This window comes from Variovorax sp. S12S4, from assembly GCF_023195515.1.
Lineage (GTDB): Bacteria > Pseudomonadota > Gammaproteobacteria > Burkholderiales > Burkholderiaceae_C > Variovorax.
In genome coordinates, this window is record NZ_JALPKR020000002.1 from 1873916 (window position 1) to 1891595 (window position 17680).

The window sequence follows — 17680 nt, forward strand, 5'->3', positions numbered from 1 at the left end:
GGAGTTGTTATTCAGAAGTTGATATTTGCTGCCGCGCACTACGCGGCGCTGGCCGTCTTTGTCGTCGGCTGCTGGGGCTTTGGGCGCGCAGTGCTGGCGCGCCTTGCGCCGCCGACGCGTCGGGACGCCTGGCTCGAAGCCTCGATGGCCGCGGCCCTGGGCGTGGGCATCTTCATCTGCGGCTTCCAGGCGCTGGCCATCTTCGGTGCCTTCAAGGTGGGCGCCACCGTCGCGCTGATTGCCGCCGGCGTGCTCGCAGCTGCCTTGCAGCTGCGCCCCTGGCTGCGCGAACTGCGCACGCTTCGGGCCGGCACCGCACCCGCCGCGGCGTGGACCCGCGCCGACAAGATCGCCGCGATGGCATTGGCGCTGGTGGCACTGCCCGCGCTGGTTGCGCCGCTCGCACCGCCCGCCGCCTTCGACGAGCTGATGTACCACCTGCCCTATGCGCGGCAGGTGGCGGAGCAGGGCGTATTGGGCATCCACGAGTGGCTGCGCTACCCCTGGTTTCCGTACAACTACAACCTGCTCTATGCAGCCGCGCTGCAGGTGGGCACCGACGTGCTGCCGCACTTCCTCAATGCGCTGGCCGGTGCGCTGTCGGTGGTGATGGTCTTCCGCCTTGGCATGCAGCATGCCAACCGGCTCACCGCCTGCGTCGGCGCGGCCATCTGGCTCGGCATTGGCGACTATTCGAATGCGCTCATCGACATGGGCGTGGCGCTCTTCGTGCTGAGCGCGTGCGTGGCGCTGTGGTGGTGGCGCGAATCGCAGCCGGTGCAAAGCGGCATGCGGTGGCTCGGCGTGGCGGCGTTCTGCCTTGGCGTGGCCGCGGGCTCCAAGTACCAGGCGCTCACCTTTCTGCCGCTGGTGGCGCTGTTCGTCGTGTGGCATGAGCGCCGGCCCAAGGCCTGGGCGCTCGCGCTGCTTTGCTTTCTGATTCCGTGCGTGTACTGGTATGCGCGCAACGCCATCATGACCGGCGACCCGTTCAACCCGATCGGGGCGCGCGTGTTCGGCTTTACCGACTGGATTCCGGCCGACTATGTGCAGCAGCTGGCCGACGTGCGCGACCACGCCGCGCGGCCGAACGTGCTGATCTGGTCCGTGGTGCTGCTGCCCTTCAGCGCCATGTGGAAGCGCTCCGCCGCGGTGCGCGCCGCGGGCTGGTTCTGCTTCTACTCCGTGGCGGTGTGGCTGGTGACCTCGCGCTATCCGCGCTACCTCACGGCCTCGTTTCCGTTGCTCGCGTTCACGGCGGCGATCGGCTGGCAGGTGCTGTTCGGCTGGATTGCCACGGGTTTGCGCCGCGTGTTCGGCCCCAAGGCCGGGCAAATCGCCAACCCCGTCGTCAACCCCGTCGAGGGGGCTCCTTCGGGCCGCGCGGGCCTTGTCGGCGACTGGGTGGCTGTGCTGCTGTTGGCCGTGCTGGCCGCGGTGTCCGTGCGCCAGACTGCGGGCAAGGTCGCGATGATTTCGCCCACCCAGGAGCAGCGCGAGGCCTTCCTGCGCCAGCACGTGCCGGGCTATGCGGTGATGGACTACCTGCGCCGCACCGCCACCGGCCGCGTCTACCAGATCAACCTGAACGAGGCGATCTACTACGGCCCCAACCCCATCTGGGGCGATACCCTCGGTCCGTGGCGCTACACCGACTTCGGCCGCCTGTCCGGCAAGGACCTGGCGGGCAAGCTCGGCGGCCTGGGTTTCGTGGCAGTCGTTCTTCCGAATTCGGTGGTGCCGGTGTTCAGCGGCCGAACCGACTTCGACAAATATTTCACCCTGCAGTACGAGAAAGACGGCAGCCGGGTCTACCGTATTCTTCCTCCCGCACCATGACCGATCTCGACCAATCCGCGGCAGCCCGCGCGCCAATGCGCATTGCGGCGGTGATCCCCTGCTACAACGAGGCGCTGTCCATCGCGCAGGTGGTCGCGCAGTTCCAGGCGGCGCTGCCCGAGGCCGAGATCCACGTCTTCGACAACAACTCGACCGACGACACGGCCGCCATCGCGCGTGCGAGCGGCGCATTCGTGACGCACGTGGCCGCGCCGGGCAAGGGCAATGTGGTGCGGCGCATGTTTGCCGATGTCGAGGCCGACGTGTACGTGACCGTCGACGGAGACGCCACCTACGACGTGGCCAGCGCACGCCGGCTGGTGGATGCGCTGGTGGCGGGCAACCTCGACATGGTGGTGGGCTGCCGCGTGGACGACGGGCAGAACGCGCTCACCTACCGCGCCGGTCACCGCTTCGGCAACCGGCTGCTCACCGGGGCCGTGGCGCAGCTCTTCGGCGGCGGCCTGACCGACATGCTCTCGGGCTACCGCGTGTTCTCGCGCCGCTACGCCAAGTCGTTTCCGGCGCTTTCGCACGGCTTCGAGATCGAGACCGAGCTCACGGTGCACGCGCTGGAGCTGCGCATGCCCTATGCCGAGCTCGACACCGCCTACAGCACACGACCCGAAGGCTCGCACAGCAAGCTCTCGACCTACCGCGACGGCTGGCGCATCCTGAAGACCATCTGCAAGCTGTTCATCAGCGAGCGGCCGCTGCAGTTCTTCTCGATTATCGCGGCGTTGCTGGCGGCGGGCGCCATCGCGCTGGCCTTTCCGCTGCTGCTCACCTACATGCACACCGGCCTGGTGCCGCGGCTCCCCACGGCGGTGCTGGCCACCGGCGCCATGCTGGCCGCCATGCTGTCGATGGTTTGCGGCGTGGTGATGCACGCCATCCGGCTCGGCCGCCGCGAGGCCAAGCGCCTGCGCTACCTTGCCACACCGGGCGTGCGCCACTGCGCACCCAGATGAAGCTCGGCCGGGAGTTCCTGTCGTTCGCCGTGGTGGGGGCGATCGGCTTCGTGGTCGACGTGACCGTGCTGTACCTTGCGGCGCCGCTGCTGGGTTGGTACGGGGCGCGGGTGGTGTCGTTTCTTGCGGCTGCCACCGCCACGTGGGCGCTGAACCGCCGCTATACCTTCAGCGGGCGGAACCCCGGTGCCTCCGTGCTGCGCGAGTACCTCGGCTACCTCGTGACGATGCTGGGCGGTGCGGTCGTCAACTATGGGGCGTATGTGCTTGTGCTGCATTGGTTCACCGGCCCTTGGGCACCGGCTGCCGGCGTGGCGCTGGGCAGCTGCGCGGGGCTGGTGGTGAACTTCCTGTCCGCGCGCTATCTGGTGTTTCGCGCGAAGTAGAGGTGTTGCTGCCTCCCCCTCTGGGGAGGGCAGGGGTGGGGGCTCGCGGCGCATCCATCGGGCGCTCTGCCTGCCCCCATCCCGACCTTCCCCCAGAGGGGGAAGGAGCAAGAGAGCGTTGTTCAGTGCGCGCCGGAGACGACGACCGGAATCTCGGTCGCGGGCGGCGTGTTGCGGCTGCGGCCGCAGCGCACGATGCCGTCGATCATCACCATGCCCACGCCCGGAATGTCGCCGAGCTGCACGCTCTCCAGCAGGCCGGGCGCGGGCGAATGCTGCGCGCGGTCCATGAAGACGAAGTCGGCATCGCGGCCCACTTCGATGAGCCCGCAGTTGAGCTTGCGGATGCGCGCCGTGTTGCCCGTGGCAAAGCAGAACACCAGCTCGGCCGGAATGTTGGCAATGGACGAGAGCATGGCCACCATCCGCAGAATGCCCAGCGGCTGCACGCCCGAGCCGGCCGGCCCGTCGGTGCCCAGGATCACGCGGTGCGGGCACTTGAGTTCGAGCGCCGCCTTGGCCGCCGCAATGGCCACCTTCTCGTTGCCGTTGTGCACGATCTCGATGGCGCGCGAGCTTTTCTCGCACAGTTCGCACACATGCGCCTCGGGCAATGAGGTGTGGCCGCCGTTGATGTGGCCGATGATGTCGGCGTCGGCCTCGAGCACCACGTCCTTGTCGATCAGGCCCGAGCCCGGAATGGACGGGCCGCCCGTGTGGATGGTGCTCTGGATGCCGTACTTGCGCGCCCAGGCCACCATCTCCTTGGCCTCGTAGCCCGCCTTGACCGAGCCCAGCCCCACTTCGCCGAGCAGGCCCACGCCCGCTTCGGCAAGCTCCTTGAAGTCGCTCTCGACCATGCCTTTCTCGATGACGGGCGCTCCTGCCAGCACCTTCACGCCGCCGGGACGGAAGTTGTCGAACGCGCGCTGCGCCGTGATGGCCAGCGCCTTCAGGCCCACGATGTCTTTCGGGCGGCCCGGCAGGTGCACCTCGCCGGCCGAAATCATGGTGGTCACGCCGCCGTTCATGGTGGAGTCGATCCAGCCGATCTGCCCCTGGCGCGGCGTCCAGTCGCCGAACACCGGGTGCACGTGGCTGTCGATCAGGCCGGGCGCCACGCAGGTCTTCTTCGCGTCGATGACGGTCTTCGCGCCTTCGAGGTCGCAGTCTTTCTCCTTGCCCACCGCAACGATCAGGCCGTCGTTCACCACGATGGTGTCCGCGTCGAGGATGGGCTTGTCGATGTCGCCCGAGAGCAAGAGCCCGATGTTCTTTATGACGACTTTGCCCGACTTGCCGCCGGCTGCGATTTCTGCCATTTCGTGTGGTCCTGGTCGTGGGGTGGGTTGTTGTCTTGCGCCTGGATCGTCCGCGCGCACGGTGCGCAGCAGGGTCTCGATCACGAAGTCTTCCCAGTGCGTGATCGCCTCGGCCGACTCCAGCGGCTCGCCCAGAAACGCGGTGAGCGTGTGCCGGTTGGAGGTGTAGAAGTAGCCGGTTGATGCAATCAGCAGGTAGATGTCGCGCGCAATCAGGTCTTTGCGGAACAGCCCCTGCGCCGCGCCGCTGGCCAGTATCTCGGCAATGATTGCCACCGCCCGCGACGAGTATTCGCGCGCCCTGAGCGACTTGGAAATGTGCCGGCCCTTGTGCAGGTTCTCGGTGTTCAGCAGCGTCACGAACTCGGGGTTCTTGCGGTAGTAGCCCAGCACGAAGCGAATGACTTCGGTCAGCGCCTCCACGGGCCGCGAGGCGTCGAGCGCAATCGCGGCCTCGGCGTCGTCCATGCGCTGGTAGATGCCTTCGAGCACCGCAATGAAGAGGCCTTCCTTGCTGCCGAAGTAGTAGTAGATCATCCGGTCGTACGACTTGGCCGCCTTCGAGATCTTCTCGACGCTGCCGCCGTCGTAGCCGTACTTGGCGAACACCTTGGTCGCCGCCTTCAGGATGCTGTCGCGCGTGGCCTGCGCCGCCGCCTCGCGCACGCCGGTGCGGCGCTGGGGCTTGGTGCTGGCGGAGCGGCTGTCGGCCATTGTGCGCGTGAGGCTTGGCTTATTTTTCAGCGAACGCGCGCTCGACCACGAAGTCGCCTGGGGTCGAAGTGTTGCCTTCCTTGAAGCCGCGTGCCTCGAGGATGTGCTTCAGGTCGACCAGGAGGCCGGGGCTGCCGCACAGCATTACGCGGTCCTCCGCGGGGTTGATGGGAGGCAGGCCGAGGTCGTCGGTGAGCTTGTTGCTCGAGATCAGGTCGGTGATGCGGCCCTGGTTGCGGAACTCCTCGCGCGTGACCGTGGGGTAGTAGAGCAGCTGCTTCTCCACCATTTCGCCGAGGAACTCATGCTTGGGCAGGTGGTCGGTCACGAGGTCGTGATAGGCCAGCTCGTCGACCTGGCGCACGCCGTGCACCAGGATGACCTGCTCGAACTTCTCGTAGGTGTCCGGGTCGCGGATGATGCTCATGAACGGTGCGAGCCCCGTGCCCGTGCCGAACAGGTACAGGCGCTTGCCCGGCAGCGTGTAGTCGATGAGCAGCGTGCCGGTGGGCTTGCGGCCCACGATGATGGTGTCGCCCACCTGGATGTGCTGCAGCTTCGAGGTGAGCGGGCCTTCTTCCACCTTGATGCTCAGGAACTCGAGATGCTCCTCGTAGTTCGGGCTCACGATGCTGTACGCGCGCAGCAGGGGCTTGTTGTTCACCTTCAGGCCGATCATCGTGAAATGGCCGTTCGAGAAACGCAGCGCCGGGTCGCGCGTGGTGGTGAAGGTGAACAGGCGGTCGGTCCAGTGGTGGACGCTCAGGACGCGTTCTTCGCTGAATGCACTCATACGGAACTCAAGAGTTGGTTGGTAACTGGGGAAGGTGGCTGAGCCGAAATGCACGCCTTTGGGGCGCTAGCCGTCGGCCGGCTCCGAACCCTCCATTGTCGTTGGTCGGAAAAACCCCGATGAACACCGCGAGAAAACACCATTGCAAGCATCGGGCCTGTTTGCTACATTGACCGCGAATGTAGTGAACGCAACATGAAAGTGTAGGGAATGCTACACAAACGGCAGACGGGGCACAAGCGGGCAGACGGCACGTTTGTTGCAAACCCCGCCACACCGGATTGCCCCACACACACTGCCCACGAGATCGCCCCGATGACCGAACACACCAAGACAGACGGAATGCCCGGCATGGACATGCCGGTGGTCGCAGAAGCCGGCAGCAGCGCCTTCGGCAAGGCGCCGCCGCGCAACGAGCGCATGAGCACCGCCAAGGTCGAGTGCAATGCCTGCCCCGTGCTGTGCCAGATTTCCGACGGCCGCACGGGCGCCTGCGACCGCTACGCCAACCGCGAGGGCGTGCTGGTGCGCGTCGATCCCGTGGTGCTGCTGCGCCGCGAGATCGCGGGCGAGGCGCCCAAGCTGGTGCCCTTCGATCGGCCGGCCGCTGAAAAGACAGAGGCCGCCGAGGCGGGCACTCCCGACTGGAACGGCGACCTGCTGCATGCCGACGAAGTGTTCGTCACCGGCGTGGGCTCTTCCACCACCTACCCCGACTACAAGCCCGCCCCCTTCATCGTGGCCTCCAAAGCCCAGGGCGTCGACATGGTCACCGTCGTTACCGAAGGCATCTTCAGCTACTGCAGCTTCAAGGTGAAGATCGACACCGATCGTTTCCTGGGCTCCGAGCAGGCCAACGTGCGGTATCGCGGCGAGGTGGTCGGCCACGTCACCACGGCCGAATACGGCTCGCAGATGCTCTCGCTCGGCGGCGTTCACCACCTCACCGGCGGCAGCAAGAAGGAAGGCCGCATGACGGCCGAGCTGATGCAGCTGCTGGGCAACAAGAAGGCGGTGGAGTGCACCATCGACGGCGGCTCCACGCTCGTCATCCAGGCCGGCAAGGCGCCCATCGTCAACGGCGTGGAAGAGCAGCGCATGCGCGTGGGCTGCGGCTCGGCGGCGGTTGGCATCTTCGCGCGCCAGTTCGCGGGCGTGGCCGACGAGGTGGTGGTGGTCGACGACCACATCACCGGCGTGCTCACCGAGCACCAGGCCGGGCGCTGCCTCGACATGGCGCCTTCGGGCATCCAGATGCTGGGGCGCAAGTCCACGCCGGGGCGCTACTTCCAGGTGGCGAACCCAGGCAACGGCTGGGGCGGCACCGACATCGCCGATCCGCTCTCGATCATCGAAGGATGGGAAGAGGGCGTGGCGCGCCCGGGCCTGCGCCTTCTGATGACATCGACCACCGGCGAGCACGCGCAGTGGTATGTGCTCGACGAGGCGCTGAAGCCCGTCGAGCAGGAAATGCCCGCCGAAGTGAAGCGCATCGTCGAGCGCATCGGAGAGAACTGCGAACCCTCACTGTGCACGGTGCTGTTCCTCGGCGGTGCGGGCGGTAGCCTGCGTGCGGGCGTCACCGAAAACCCGGTGCTGCTCACGCGCGCCATCAAGCGCGCGCTTGTCAACGTGACCTGCGGCGGCGCGCCGGCCTATGTGTGGCCCGGTGGCGGCATCACCGTGATGGCGGACGTCATGCGCATGCCCGACAACAGCTTTGGCACCGTGCCCACGCCGGCCATCGTGGCGCCCATCGAGTTCAGCATGCGGCGCGACGACTACGCAGCGCTCGGCGGCCACATGGAGCACATCTTCTCGCTCGAGCAGGCGCTCGCCCGCGGTGCGTGGCAGGAAGACGGTGCGCCGCTGGCGCGGCAGTGGCTCGTGATGGACGACGCCAACCCGTGGCCGCTGGGGCATCCGCCCATGCTGGGTTGAACGATGACCATCCTTTCGTTCGCTGTGGCTGTTGCTCCTTCCCCCTCTGGGGGAAGGCTGGGATGGGGGCGGGCAGAGCGCCCCTTGGATACGCCGCGTGCCCCCCCCCCAACCCTCCCCGGAAGGGGAGGGAGCAATGCGCGAACCCCGGGGGTGAGCCATGACCGCCCACCGTACCGCGCTCGACGCGAACCGCTGGCATTTCAACCATGGCCCGATCGACATCGTGGCCGAGGCGCATGGCGACCCGTACGCCGTCGCGGCCGCGCACGACGCGGCCTGGGCGCGCTTTGTCCACGTGCTCGACGAATTGGTGCGCGAGCTGCCGCTCTTGCGCCTGCCCGCAAGCGACAACATGCGCCCGCGCGGCGTGATTGCCAGGCGCATGTGGAATGCGTGCGCCGCGTTCTCGCCGATGTTCGTCACGCCGATGGCGGCGGTGGCCGGCTCCGTGGCACAGGAACTCATCGCGTTCTACGACCGGCCAGGCATCGAACGCGCGTGGATCAACAACGGCGGCGACATCGCGCTGCACCTCGCGCCCGGCCAGTCGGCGCGCGTGGGCGTCTACTCCGACCTGGCGCGCTTCGATTGGCGCAAGCATGTCGATGGTGAAAGCAGCATCCTCACCACCGACGGCCAGTTCGAGATCAAGGCCGATCAGCCGGTGCGCGGCGTGGCCACCAGCGGCTGGCGCGGCCGCAGTTTCTCACTGGGCATTGCCGACAGCGTGACGGTGCTTGCCGCCACGGCGGCGCAAGCCGACGCGGCCGCCACTGTGATTGCCAATGCCGTCGACGTGGACGATGCAGCCATCCAACGGCGCCCGGCGAACGAATGCAAGGACGATAGCGACCTGGGCGACATCCTGGTCACGGTCGATGTGCCGCCGTTGGCGCCTTCGCAGGTACAAAGCGCGCTCGATACGGGGGCGGTCTGCGCCAAGGTGCTGCAAAAAGGCGGGCTCGTCTGGGCCGTTCTGCTCGTTTGCCAGGGGCAGTGGCGACTTGTCGAACCCTTATGCTCGAAGGCGCTGCCGGCGGCGGCCTCCGTGGCAGTTGGTTCAGTATTTGCTTAACGAAAAGCAAGGTTCCTTTCATGATCGATATACGCCGCGTCTTCACCCATGTCGAGCACATCCACCACGAGTTCGGCCCGCGCGCCGACACCCCGTTGGTGCGCGGTGCCATCGGCGCGGTGCTGACCAATCCTTTTGCGGGCCGCTACGAGCCCGACATCCTGCCGATGATGGCGCTGCTCGACCCCGTGGGCGTCGACATGGCGCACCGGCTGCATGCCGCCATGGAGGTGCCGCTCGAACAGATCGCCACCTACGGCAAGGGCGCGATCGTCGGTGCCGCGGGCGAGCTCGAGCACGGCGCGCTCTGGCATGTGCCCGGCGGCTACGCGATGCGCGAGCTGCTCGGCTGGAAGGGCAGCCGCGCCGCCTACACCGCGGGCAAGGCCGAAGAAAAAACCGGCCAGCCCGGCAACGCGCTTTCCATCGTGCCCTCGACCAAGAAGGTCGGCCCGCCCGGTGCGGCGCTCGACGTGCCGCTCACCAACATCAACGCCAGCTACGTGCGCGGCCAGTTCGACGCCATTGAAGTGCGCGTGCCCGGCGCGCCCGCGGCCGACGAGATCGTCTTCATCCTGGCCATGAGCACCGGCTACCGCGTGCATGCGCGCGTGGGCGGCCTGCTCGCCAAGGACATCAGCAAGTGGGACGGCCTGCGCTGAGCCGCCCCAGAAGAGACAAGAAGGAACACAACACATGACCGCCAACATCCGCAAGCTCGTCGTCCAGGTCGACGAAACCCGCAAGGAAATGGGCAAGGACATCACGCCGCCCACGCGCCGCGCGGTGGCCATTGCCGTGATCGAGAACCCCTATGCGGGCCGCTTCAGCGAGAACCTCGACGAGCTGATCGCCATCGGCGAAGAGCTGGGCGCGCTGCTCGGCCAGAAGGCTGTGAAGGCGCTCGGCATCGACCCCGGCCAGGCGCAGAGCTACGGCAAGGCCGCCATCGTGGGCGAGAACGGCGAGCTCGAGCATGCGGCCGCCATCCTGCATCCCAAGCTGGGAGCGCCGCTGCGCGTGGCCGTTGAAAAGGGCGCGGCGCTGGTGCCTTCTGCCAAGAAGCGCGGCACGCTGGGCACCGCCATCGACGTGCCGCTCGGCCACAAGGACGCCGCCTTCGTGCGCAGCCATTTCGACGCCGTCGAGGCCCGCGTGTCCGACGCACCGCGCGCCAACGAGATCGTGGTGGCGGTGGCCGTCACCGACAGCGGCCGTCCGCTGCCTCGTATCGGTGGCCTGCAGGTCGCCGACATCAAGGGCGAAGACGGCCTCAAATGACGCTCATCCCAGGGCTTGCAGCTTGCGCCCATTGCATTTATTCGGTTCCATTGACCATTTCAACGAGGAGTTCCCCATGACCATGCGTTTTGCCTTCAACGTGGTGTCGCTCGCTGCGCTCACCGTCGCACTGATTCCGGTCGCGCAGGCGCAAGGCGTCATCAAGATCGGTGAGATCAACAGCTACAAGGCGCAGCCTGCCTTCCTCGAGCCCTACAAGAAGGGGATGGAACTCGCCGTCGATGAAATCAATGCCGCGGGCGGCGTCAACGGCAAGAAGATCGAGCTGATCACGCGCGACGACAACGCCAACCCCGGCGACGCCGTGCGCGTGGCCGAAGAACTCGTCTCGCGCGAAAAGGTCGACATGCTGGCCGGCACCTTCCTGTCGAACACCGGCCTGGCCGTGACCGACTTTGCCAAGCAGAAGAAGTTCTTCTTCCTTGCCGGCGAACCGCTGACCGACAAGATCACCTGGCAGGGCGGCAACCAGTACACCTTCCGCCTGCGCCCCGGCACCTACATGCAGGCCGCCATGCTGGTGCCCGAGGCCGCCAAGCTCAAGAAGAAGCGCTGGGCCATCGTGTACCCCAACTACGAATACGGCCAGTCGGCCGTGGCAGCCTTCAAGCAGTTGCTCAAGGCCGCGCAGCCCGACGTGGAGTTCGTGGCCGAGCAGGCCACGCCCCTGGGCAAGGTCGACGCGGGCAGCGTGGCGCAGGCGCTGGCCGATGCCAAGCCCGACGCGATCTTCAACGTGCTGTTCGGCGCCGACCTTTCCAAGTTCGTGCGCGAAGGCAACACGCGCGGCCTGTTCAAGGACCGCGAGGTGGTGAGCGTGCTGACGGGCGAGCCCGAGTACCTCGATCCGCTGAAGGACGAAGCGCCCAACGGCTGGATCGTGACCGGCTATCCCTGGTACGGCATCACCACGCCGGAGCACAAGAAGTTCGAGCAGGCCTACCAGGCCAAGTTCAAGGACTATCCGCGCCTGGGCTCGGTGGTGGGCTACAGCATGATCAAGTCGGCCGCGGCGGGCATTGCCAAGGCCAAGAGCACCGACACCGAGAAGCTGGTGGCCGCCTTCAAGGGCCTGCAGGTCGATTCGCCGTTCGGCAAGATCACCTTCCGTCCCGAAGACCACCAGTCGACCATGGGCGCCTTCGTGGGCCGCACCAAGAACGAAAACGGCAAGGGTGTGATGGTGAACTACACCTACCTCGACGGCGCCGATGCCAAGTACCAGCCGACGCCGGCTGAAATCAAGAAAACCCGCGCGGCGGACTGAACGGCAGCAAGGTGAACGGGTCATGAGTTTTTCAGGTTTCATCGTCCAGCTGCTCAACGGGCTTGCGAGCGCGTCGTCGCTCTTTCTCGTGGCAGCCGGCCTGTCGCTGATCTTCGGCGTCACGCGGATCGTGAATTTCGCGCATGGCTCGTTCTTCATGGTGGGCATCTACATCGCCTACACGCTGGTCGAGAAGTTGGGCGGCAGCCTGGGCTTCTGGCCCGCGCTGCTGCTGGCGGCGGTGGCGGTCGGCATCCTGGGTGCCGTGATCGAGGTGGTGCTGCTGCGCCGCATCTACAAGGCGCCCGAGCTGTTCCAACTGCTCGCCACTTTTGCGCTCGTCCTCGTCATCAAGGATGCGGTGCTCTGGCTCTGGGGCCCTGACGAACTGCTCGGGCCGCGGGCGCCGGGCCTGTCGGGCTCGGTCATGATCCTGGGGCGGCAGTTTCCGTCCTATGACCTGTTCCTCATCGTCGTCGGGCCGCTGGTGCTCGGCCTGGTGTGGATGCTGCTCACGCGCACACGCTTCGGCACGCTGGTGCGCGCCGCCACGCAAGACCGCGAGATGGTCAGCGCGCTGGGCGTCAACCAGGCGTGGCTGTTCACGGCGGTGTTCGCGCTCGGTGCATTGCTTGCGGGCCTTGGCGGTGCGCTGCAGCTGCCGCGCGAGCCCGCCACGCTCGAGATGGACCTCAACACCATCGGTGCGGCCTTCGTGGTCGTGGTGGTCGGCGGCATGGGATCGATTCCGGGCGCCTATGCGGCAGCGCTCTTGATTGCCGAGATCAAGGCCATCTGCATCTGGCTGGGCGTGGTCGATGTGTTCGGCATCAGCGTTTCGTTTTCCAAGCTCACGCTGGTGGTGGACTTTCTGGTGATGGCGGTGGTGCTGGTGTGGCGGCCGTGGGGCCTCTTCGGCCGGCCGCAGGCGCCAAGCCGCTACGTAGGCATGCAGGAAGAACCGCTGCGCCGCGCCAGCAAGACCTACGTGGTGGCCGCGGCGGTGTTCGGCCTGGTGCTGGCAGCGGCACCGCTGCTCACCGCGGACTCGCCCTACACCACGGTGCTGATGATCGACCTGCTCATTGCCGCGCTGTTTGCGGCCAGCCTGCACTTCATCATGGGTCCGGCGGGCATGCATTCGTTCGGGCATGCGGCGTACTTCGGCCTGGGGGCCTACGGCGCGGCATTGCTGGTGCGCGCAAGCGGCATGCCGATGGAGCTGGCGCTCGTCGTCGCGCCGCTGGTCGCAGCCATCGGCGCCTTCGTCTACGGCTGGTTCGCCGTGCGGCTGTCCGGCGTGTACCTTGCCATGCTCACGCTGGCCTTTGCGCAGATCACCTGGGCCATTACTTACCAGTGGGACACGTTCACCGGCGGCAGCAACGGGCTCACCGGCGTCTGGCCGGCCGAGTGGCTGTCGGACAAGCGCGTGTACTACTGGCTCACGCTCGCGCTGGTGGCGCTGGGCGTTCTGGGGCTGCGCCGCGTGCTGTTCTCGCCCTTCGGCTATGCGCTGCGGGCGGGGCGCGATTCGGTGCTGCGCGCCGATGCAATCGGCATCGACGTCAAGCGCATGCAGTGGGTCGCCTTCGTGATCGCAGGCACCGCCGCGGGCCTGGCCGGCGCGCTCTACGCTTTCTCCAAGGGAAGCATCTCGCCGGAATCGCTGAGCGTCGGCAAGTCGGTCGATGGCCTGGTGATGGTGCTGCTCGGCGGCATCCAGACGCTGGCCGGGCCGGTGGTCGGTGCCGTCACCTTCACGTGGCTGCACGACACGGTCGCGCGCAACACCGACTATTGGCGCGCCATGCTCGGCGCCATCATCCTGCTGCTGGTGCTGCTGTTCCCGCAGGGCATTGCGGGCTTCGCCAAGCAGCTGTCCGGGCGCATCCGCACCCGCGGCGCACGCGAAACGGCCAAACTCGAGGAAGTGAAAGCATGAGCGCGAACGCTCCCCTGCTCAAGGTCGAGAACCTGGGCAAGTCCTTCGGCGGCGTCAAGGCTGTAGACGGCATCAGCTTCGATCTCGCGCCCGGCGAGCTGCTGGCGTTGATCGGCCCCAACGGCGCCGGCAAGTCGACCACCTTCAACATGGTGAACGGCCAACTCAAGGCCGACCAGGGCTCGATACGCTTCGGCGGCGAGGAACTGATAGGCCGCAAGCCGCGCGCCATCTGGCGCATGGGCGTGGGCCGCACCTTCCAGATTGCCGAAACCTTCGCGTCGCTCACCGTGGTCGAGAACGTGCAGATGGCGCTGCTCTCGCACGACGGCAAGCTGTTCTCGATGTGGCGCCGCGCCGCCGACCACCGGCGCGACGAGGCCCTGGCGCTGCTCGAGCAAGTCGGCATGAAGGCGCAGGCCGATCGCCCCTGCAGCGAGCTCGCCTACGGCGACGTCAAGCGCGTCGAGCTCGCAATCGCCATGGCCAATGCGCCCAAGCTGCTGCTGATGGACGAGCCCACCGCCGGCATGGCGCCCAAGGAGCGCAATTCGCTGATGGCGCTGACCAAGCAGCTGGTCATCGACCGCGGCATGGCCGTGCTCTTTACCGAGCACAGCATGGACGTGGTCTTTGCGTACGCCGACCGCATGATCGTGCTGGCGCGCGGCCGCCTCATCGCACAGGGCAAGCCGCTCGAGATCCGCGACCATCCGAAAGTGCAGGAGGTGTACTTCGGCAGCGGCAAGACCTTCGAGAAGATTGCAGAAAAAGCCGCCGAGGTGAACGCGGCGGTGGGAGCCGTTGCATGAGCGCCGCACGGCCGCCCGAAGGCGCTTGGCACCGCAGCCTGCTGGGCGGAGGTATTCAATGAAAACGCATGAAACACTGTTGAAGGCCAGCGCACTGTGCGCCTGGTACGGCGCCGCGCAGATCCTGTACGACGTCGATCTCGAAGTGCGCCGGGGCGAGGTCGTTGCGCTAATGGGGCGCAACGGCGCCGGCAAGTCGACCACGCTGAAGACGCTGATCGGCATGCTCGCCAAGCGCAAGGGGCACGTGAGCTTTCTGGGCCACGACATCTCGAAGAGCGAACCCCATCACGCGGCAAAGCTCGGCCTCGGCTTTGTGCCCGAAGACCGCCGCGTGTTCACCGACCTCACGGTGATGGAGAACCTCGAGGTCGGCAAGCAGGCGCCGCGCCGCTGGGCCGATGGCAGCGAGGCGCCGCTGTGGACGCCCGAGCGGCTGTTCAAGCTTTTTCCGAACCTGGGCGAAATGCCCAACCGTCCCGGCGGCCGCATGAGCGGCGGCGAGCAGCAGATGCTGACCGTGGCGCGCACGCTCATGGGCAACCCGTACCTGGTGCTGCTCGACGAGCCGTCGGAGGGCGTGGCACCGGTCATCGTCGAGCAGATGGCCAACATGATCCTGGAGCTCAAGGCGCAGGGCGTGAGCATTCTGCTGTCGGAGCAGAACATGCATTTTGCCGAGCTGGTGTCCGACCGCGCCTACGTGCTCGAGAAGGGCCAGATCCGCTATCACGCCACCATGGCGGAGCTTGCGGCCAACGAGGAAGTGCGCCGCGCCTACCTGAGCGTCTAGCCCTCGGGCTCCTTCGATTTTTTGTCATCAACCAACGGAGCACACACCATGCACGACACGCAGCGAAGATACCTTCTCAAGTCCACGGCTGCATTGAGCATGCTGGGTGCGGCCGGGGCGCTGTTCGCGGCGCCGAAGATCAAGCCGAACGACAAGTCCGCGCTGATCGTCATCGACGTGCAGAACTGCTTTGTCGACGGCGGCACGCTGCCTGTGAAGGGCGGCGCCGAGGTGGTGCCGGTGATCAACAAGCTGGCCGAGTCGTTCGAGAACATCGTCGTCACGCAAGACTGGCACACGCAGGGCCATGCGTCCTTCGCGAGCGCGCATGCGGGCCAGAAGCCGTTCAGCAGCATCAAGCTTTCTTACGGCACGCAGGTGCTCTGGCCCGACCACTGCGTGCAGGGCACCGACGACGCGGCCCTGCACAAGGACCTGAAGCTGCCGACCGCGCAAGTCATCATCCGCAAGGGCTTCCACAAGGGCGTGGACAGTTATTCGGCCTTCGAGGAGGCCGATCGCAAGACCGCCACGGGCCTGGGCGGCTATCTCAAGCAGCGCGGCATCAAGACGGTGTATGTGGCCGGCCTGGCCACCGACTTCTGCGTGGCCTGGACCGCGCTCGATGCGCGCAAGGCCGGCTTCGAGGTGTATGTGATCGAAGACGCCACGCGCGCCATCGACCTCAACGGCTCGCTCGCCGCGGCATGGAAGCAGATGACCGCCAAGGGCGTCAAGCGCATCCAGTCCGCCGACATCCAGACCGCCTGAACGCACGTGCCGCCATCGCGTTCATTCCAACGGCAACAACAACAACCACAACAAACCGACGACGCATGAAGACTTCCATTTCGAGGCGCTCCCTCGTGGCGGGCGGCGCAGCCCTGGCAATCGGACCCGGGCTCCTGCGCCCGGCGCGCGCGGAAAACGGCGTCACCGACAGCATCATCCGCATCGGCCAGTCGGCCGTCTTCAGCGGTCCGGCCAAGGACTTCGGCATCGACTACCGCGCGGGCATCAAGCTCTACTTCGATCGCGTCAACAAGTCCGGCGGCATCAACGGACGCAAGCTCGAGCTGGTGACGTACGACGATGCCTATGACCCCGCGAAGACGGCCGTCAACACGGCCAAGCTGATCGACGAGGACAAGGTGTTCGCTCTGGCGGGCTACGTGGCCACCGGCAACCTGGTGGCCGCGATGCCGCTGGCCGAGAAGGCCGGCGTTCCCATGTTTGCGCCGCTGGTGGGCACCAGCTCGTTCCGCGCCAAGGTCAACCGCCTGCTGTTCCACGTGCGCGCGGGCTACGACCTGGAGCTGCGCAAGATCATCAGCCATCTCTCGACCATCAGCCTCTCGTCGATTGCGGTGGTCTACCAGGACAGCGCCTTCGGCAAGTCGAACCTTGCCACCTGCGAGCAGCTTGCGGCCGACTACAAGGTGCAGGTCGTGAAGACGCTGCCGCTTGCCATCACCGCCGAAGACGCCAAGCAGGTGGTCGCCGGCCTGGCCGAGGCCAAGCCCGGCGCGGTGCTGATGATCATGGCGGGGCGCATGGTCGAGGTCTTCATACGCGACTACCGCGCGAGCGGCGGGGCTGCGCCGCTCTACACGCTGTCGGTGGGCATTACCGATGCGGCAGGTTCCGCCAAGCGGCTCGAGGGCAAGCTGGCCGGGCTGGTCACGGCCAGCATCGTGCCGCCGCCGGAAGCCGTTCGCGTGCCCATCGTGGCCGACTACCAGCGCGACCGCGCGGAGTTCGGCGAGAAGATCGACAGCTACACCACCCTCGAGGGCTACATCGCTTCGCGCGTGATGGTCGAGGGCCTGCGCCGCGGCGGCAAGACACTCACGCGCGACAGCTTCATCGCGGGGATGGAGAGCATCGGCAGCACGCGCTTCGGCGATTTCCCGGTCGAATACAGCGCGAGGAACCACAACGGCTCGACGTTCGTCGACCTGGAGATGTACACCCGTGACGGCCACTTGCGGCGCTGAGCCGCTGCAGCTGCAGGTCAACGGACAGGCCTGTTCGATCGCGGGCGTGCCGCGCGAGGCCACGCTGCTGCACCTGCTGCGCAACGACCTGGGCCTGAATGGGCCCAAGTACGGCTGCGGCCTGGGCCAGTGCGGCGCCTGCACGGTGCATGTGGACGGTGTGGCCGCACGGGCCTGCGTGATTCCCGCGCATGGGGTCGCGGGCCGTGCTGTCACCACGCTCGAGGGCTTGGGCACGCGTGGCCATTGGCATCCGGTGCAGGCCGCTTTCGAAGATGCACAGGCCGCGCAGTGCGGCTATTGCCTGAACGGCATGGTGATGCAGGCCGCGGCGCTGCTTGCGCGCGACCCGCATGCGAGCGAGGCGCGCATTCGCAGCGAACTGTCGGGCAACCTGTGCCGCTGCGGAACGCATATTGAAATTCTGGATGCGGTGCAGCGCGCTGCGCTGCGCATGCAAGAGGCGATCCGTCCATGAACGCCTCGTCTTATCCCCTCTCCCTCTGGGAGAGGGGGCAAT

Annotated in this window: 16 protein-coding genes and 1 pseudogene; 14 read left to right on the plus strand and 3 right to left on the minus strand. The window is 66.7% G+C overall.

Annotated elements, in window-relative coordinates:
• Positions 1–21 precede the first annotated feature (21 nt).
• Genes M0765_RS09485 through M0765_RS09495 form a run of 3 tightly spaced genes read left to right on the plus strand, consistent with a single transcriptional unit; the run spans position 22 to position 3196 of the window.
• The gene (locus M0765_RS09485) at positions 22–1839 is read left to right on the plus strand and encodes an ArnT family glycosyltransferase (protein ID WP_446751594.1); all 1818 of its coding nucleotides are present in this window, start codon (positions 22–24) and stop codon (positions 1837–1839) included.
• Complete coding sequence (locus M0765_RS09490; protein ID WP_258503338.1) at positions 1836–2810, plus strand: glycosyltransferase family 2 protein; 975 nt, start codon at positions 1836–1838, stop codon at positions 2808–2810. Before M0765_RS09485 ends, M0765_RS09490 begins: the two co-directional genes overlap by 4 nt.
• Complete coding sequence (locus tag M0765_RS09495) at positions 2807–3196, plus strand: GtrA family protein (protein ID WP_258503339.1); 390 nt, start codon at positions 2807–2809, stop codon at positions 3194–3196. Before M0765_RS09490 ends, M0765_RS09495 begins: the two co-directional genes overlap by 4 nt.
• Positions 3197–3318: 122 nt before the next feature.
• Here the strand turns inward: M0765_RS09495 and M0765_RS09500 are convergent, their stop codons facing one another.
• From M0765_RS09500 to M0765_RS09510, 3 genes and pseudogenes are all read right to left on the minus strand, one after another.
• Positions 3319–4518, minus strand: coding sequence for an amidohydrolase family protein (locus tag M0765_RS09500; RefSeq protein WP_258503340.1), 1200 nt, complete (start codon positions 4516–4518; stop codon positions 3319–3321).
• A 132-nt stretch (positions 4519–4650) separates the two neighbouring features.
• Positions 4651–5232 (minus strand): annotated as a pseudogene (locus M0765_RS09505) (TetR family transcriptional regulator); the annotation flags it as partial.
• 19 nt (positions 5233–5251) lie between these two features.
• Positions 5252–6025 carry a ferredoxin--NADP reductase gene (locus M0765_RS09510; RefSeq protein WP_258503341.1) on the minus strand — a complete coding sequence of 258 codons (774 nt, stop codon included), beginning with the start codon at positions 6023–6025 and terminating at the stop codon, positions 5252–5254.
• Between the two features lie 315 nt (positions 6026–6340).
• Between M0765_RS09510 and M0765_RS09515 the strand changes: the two genes are divergently transcribed.
• From M0765_RS09515 to M0765_RS09565, 11 genes are all read left to right on the plus strand, one after another.
• Positions 6341–7966, plus strand: a complete 1626-nt coding sequence (locus M0765_RS09515) for a 6-hydroxynicotinate reductase (RefSeq protein WP_258503342.1) — start codon at positions 6341–6343, stop codon at positions 7964–7966.
• Positions 7967–8126: 160 nt separating this feature from the next.
• The gene (locus M0765_RS09520) at positions 8127–9044 is read left to right on the plus strand and encodes a UPF0280 family protein (protein ID WP_258503343.1); all 918 of its coding nucleotides are present in this window, start codon (positions 8127–8129) and stop codon (positions 9042–9044) included.
• Between the two features lie 20 nt (positions 9045–9064).
• Positions 9065–9706 carry an amino acid synthesis family protein gene (locus M0765_RS09525; protein WP_258503344.1) on the plus strand — a complete coding sequence of 214 codons (642 nt, stop codon included), beginning with the start codon at positions 9065–9067 and terminating at the stop codon, positions 9704–9706.
• Positions 9707–9740: 34 nt separating this feature from the next.
• On the plus strand, positions 9741–10325 hold the full coding sequence (locus M0765_RS09530; RefSeq protein WP_258503345.1) for an amino acid synthesis family protein: 585 nt from the start codon (positions 9741–9743) through the stop codon (positions 10323–10325).
• A gap of 82 nt (positions 10326–10407) precedes the next feature.
• Positions 10408–11613, plus strand: a complete 1206-nt coding sequence (locus M0765_RS09535) for an ABC transporter substrate-binding protein (protein WP_443098628.1) — start codon at positions 10408–10410, stop codon at positions 11611–11613.
• Positions 11614–11635: 22 nt separating this feature from the next.
• Positions 11636–13558 carry an ABC transporter permease gene (locus M0765_RS09540; RefSeq protein ID WP_157611278.1) on the plus strand — a complete coding sequence of 641 codons (1923 nt, stop codon included), beginning with the start codon at positions 11636–11638 and terminating at the stop codon, positions 13556–13558.
• Positions 13555–14370 (plus strand): ABC transporter ATP-binding protein, encoded by an 816-nt coding sequence (locus M0765_RS09545; protein ID WP_258503348.1) that lies wholly within the window; start codon positions 13555–13557, stop codon positions 14368–14370. The genes M0765_RS09540 and M0765_RS09545 overlap by 4 nt, the downstream gene beginning before the upstream one ends.
• Positions 14371–14428: 58 nt before the next feature.
• Entirely contained in the window at positions 14429–15163 is a 735-nt protein-coding gene (locus tag M0765_RS09550; RefSeq protein ID WP_258503349.1) for an ABC transporter ATP-binding protein, read from the plus strand.
• A gap of 48 nt (positions 15164–15211) precedes the next feature.
• A complete protein-coding gene (gene pncA / locus M0765_RS09555) occupies positions 15212–15934 on the plus strand; it encodes a bifunctional nicotinamidase/pyrazinamidase (RefSeq protein WP_258503351.1) in 723 nt (240 codons plus the stop codon).
• A 65-nt stretch (positions 15935–15999) separates the two neighbouring features.
• Positions 16000–17160, plus strand: a complete 1161-nt coding sequence (locus tag M0765_RS09560) for an ABC transporter substrate-binding protein (protein ID WP_258503352.1) — start codon at positions 16000–16002, stop codon at positions 17158–17160.
• Positions 17138–17638, plus strand: a complete 501-nt coding sequence (locus M0765_RS09565; protein WP_258503353.1) for a (2Fe-2S)-binding protein — start codon at positions 17138–17140, stop codon at positions 17636–17638. The genes M0765_RS09560 and M0765_RS09565 overlap by 23 nt, the downstream gene beginning before the upstream one ends.
• The last annotated feature ends 42 nt before the right edge of the window (positions 17639–17680 follow it).

Bases quoted from the DNA above. Each gene is read 5' to 3' on its own strand.
- M0765_RS09490 (WP_258503338.1), top strand. From the start codon at position 1,836: ATGACCGATCTCGACCAATCCGCGGCAGCCCGCGCGCCAATGCGCATT.
- M0765_RS09495 (WP_258503339.1), top strand. From the start codon at position 2,807: ATGAAGCTCGGCCGGGAGTTCCTGTCGTTCGCCGTGGTGGGGGCGATC.
- M0765_RS09500 (WP_258503340.1), bottom strand. From the start codon at position 4,518: ATGGCAGAAATCGCAGCCGGCGGCAAGTCGGGCAAAGTCGTCATAAAG.
- M0765_RS09510 (WP_258503341.1), bottom strand. From the start codon at position 6,025: ATGAGTGCATTCAGCGAAGAACGCGTCCTGAGCGTCCACCACTGGACC.
- M0765_RS09515 (WP_258503342.1), top strand. From the start codon at position 6,341: ATGACCGAACACACCAAGACAGACGGAATGCCCGGCATGGACATGCCG.
- M0765_RS09520 (WP_258503343.1), top strand. From the start codon at position 8,127: ATGACCGCCCACCGTACCGCGCTCGACGCGAACCGCTGGCATTTCAAC.
- M0765_RS09525 (WP_258503344.1), top strand. From the start codon at position 9,065: ATGATCGATATACGCCGCGTCTTCACCCATGTCGAGCACATCCACCAC.
- M0765_RS09530 (WP_258503345.1), top strand. From the start codon at position 9,741: ATGACCGCCAACATCCGCAAGCTCGTCGTCCAGGTCGACGAAACCCGC.
- M0765_RS09535 (WP_443098628.1), top strand. From the start codon at position 10,408: ATGCGTTTTGCCTTCAACGTGGTGTCGCTCGCTGCGCTCACCGTCGCA.
- M0765_RS09540 (WP_157611278.1), top strand. From the start codon at position 11,636: ATGAGTTTTTCAGGTTTCATCGTCCAGCTGCTCAACGGGCTTGCGAGC.
- M0765_RS09545 (WP_258503348.1), top strand. From the start codon at position 13,555: ATGAGCGCGAACGCTCCCCTGCTCAAGGTCGAGAACCTGGGCAAGTCC.
- M0765_RS09550 (WP_258503349.1), top strand. From the start codon at position 14,429: ATGAAAACGCATGAAACACTGTTGAAGGCCAGCGCACTGTGCGCCTGG.
- pncA (WP_258503351.1), top strand. From the start codon at position 15,212: ATGCACGACACGCAGCGAAGATACCTTCTCAAGTCCACGGCTGCATTG.
- M0765_RS09560 (WP_258503352.1), top strand. From the start codon at position 16,000: ATGAAGACTTCCATTTCGAGGCGCTCCCTCGTGGCGGGCGGCGCAGCC.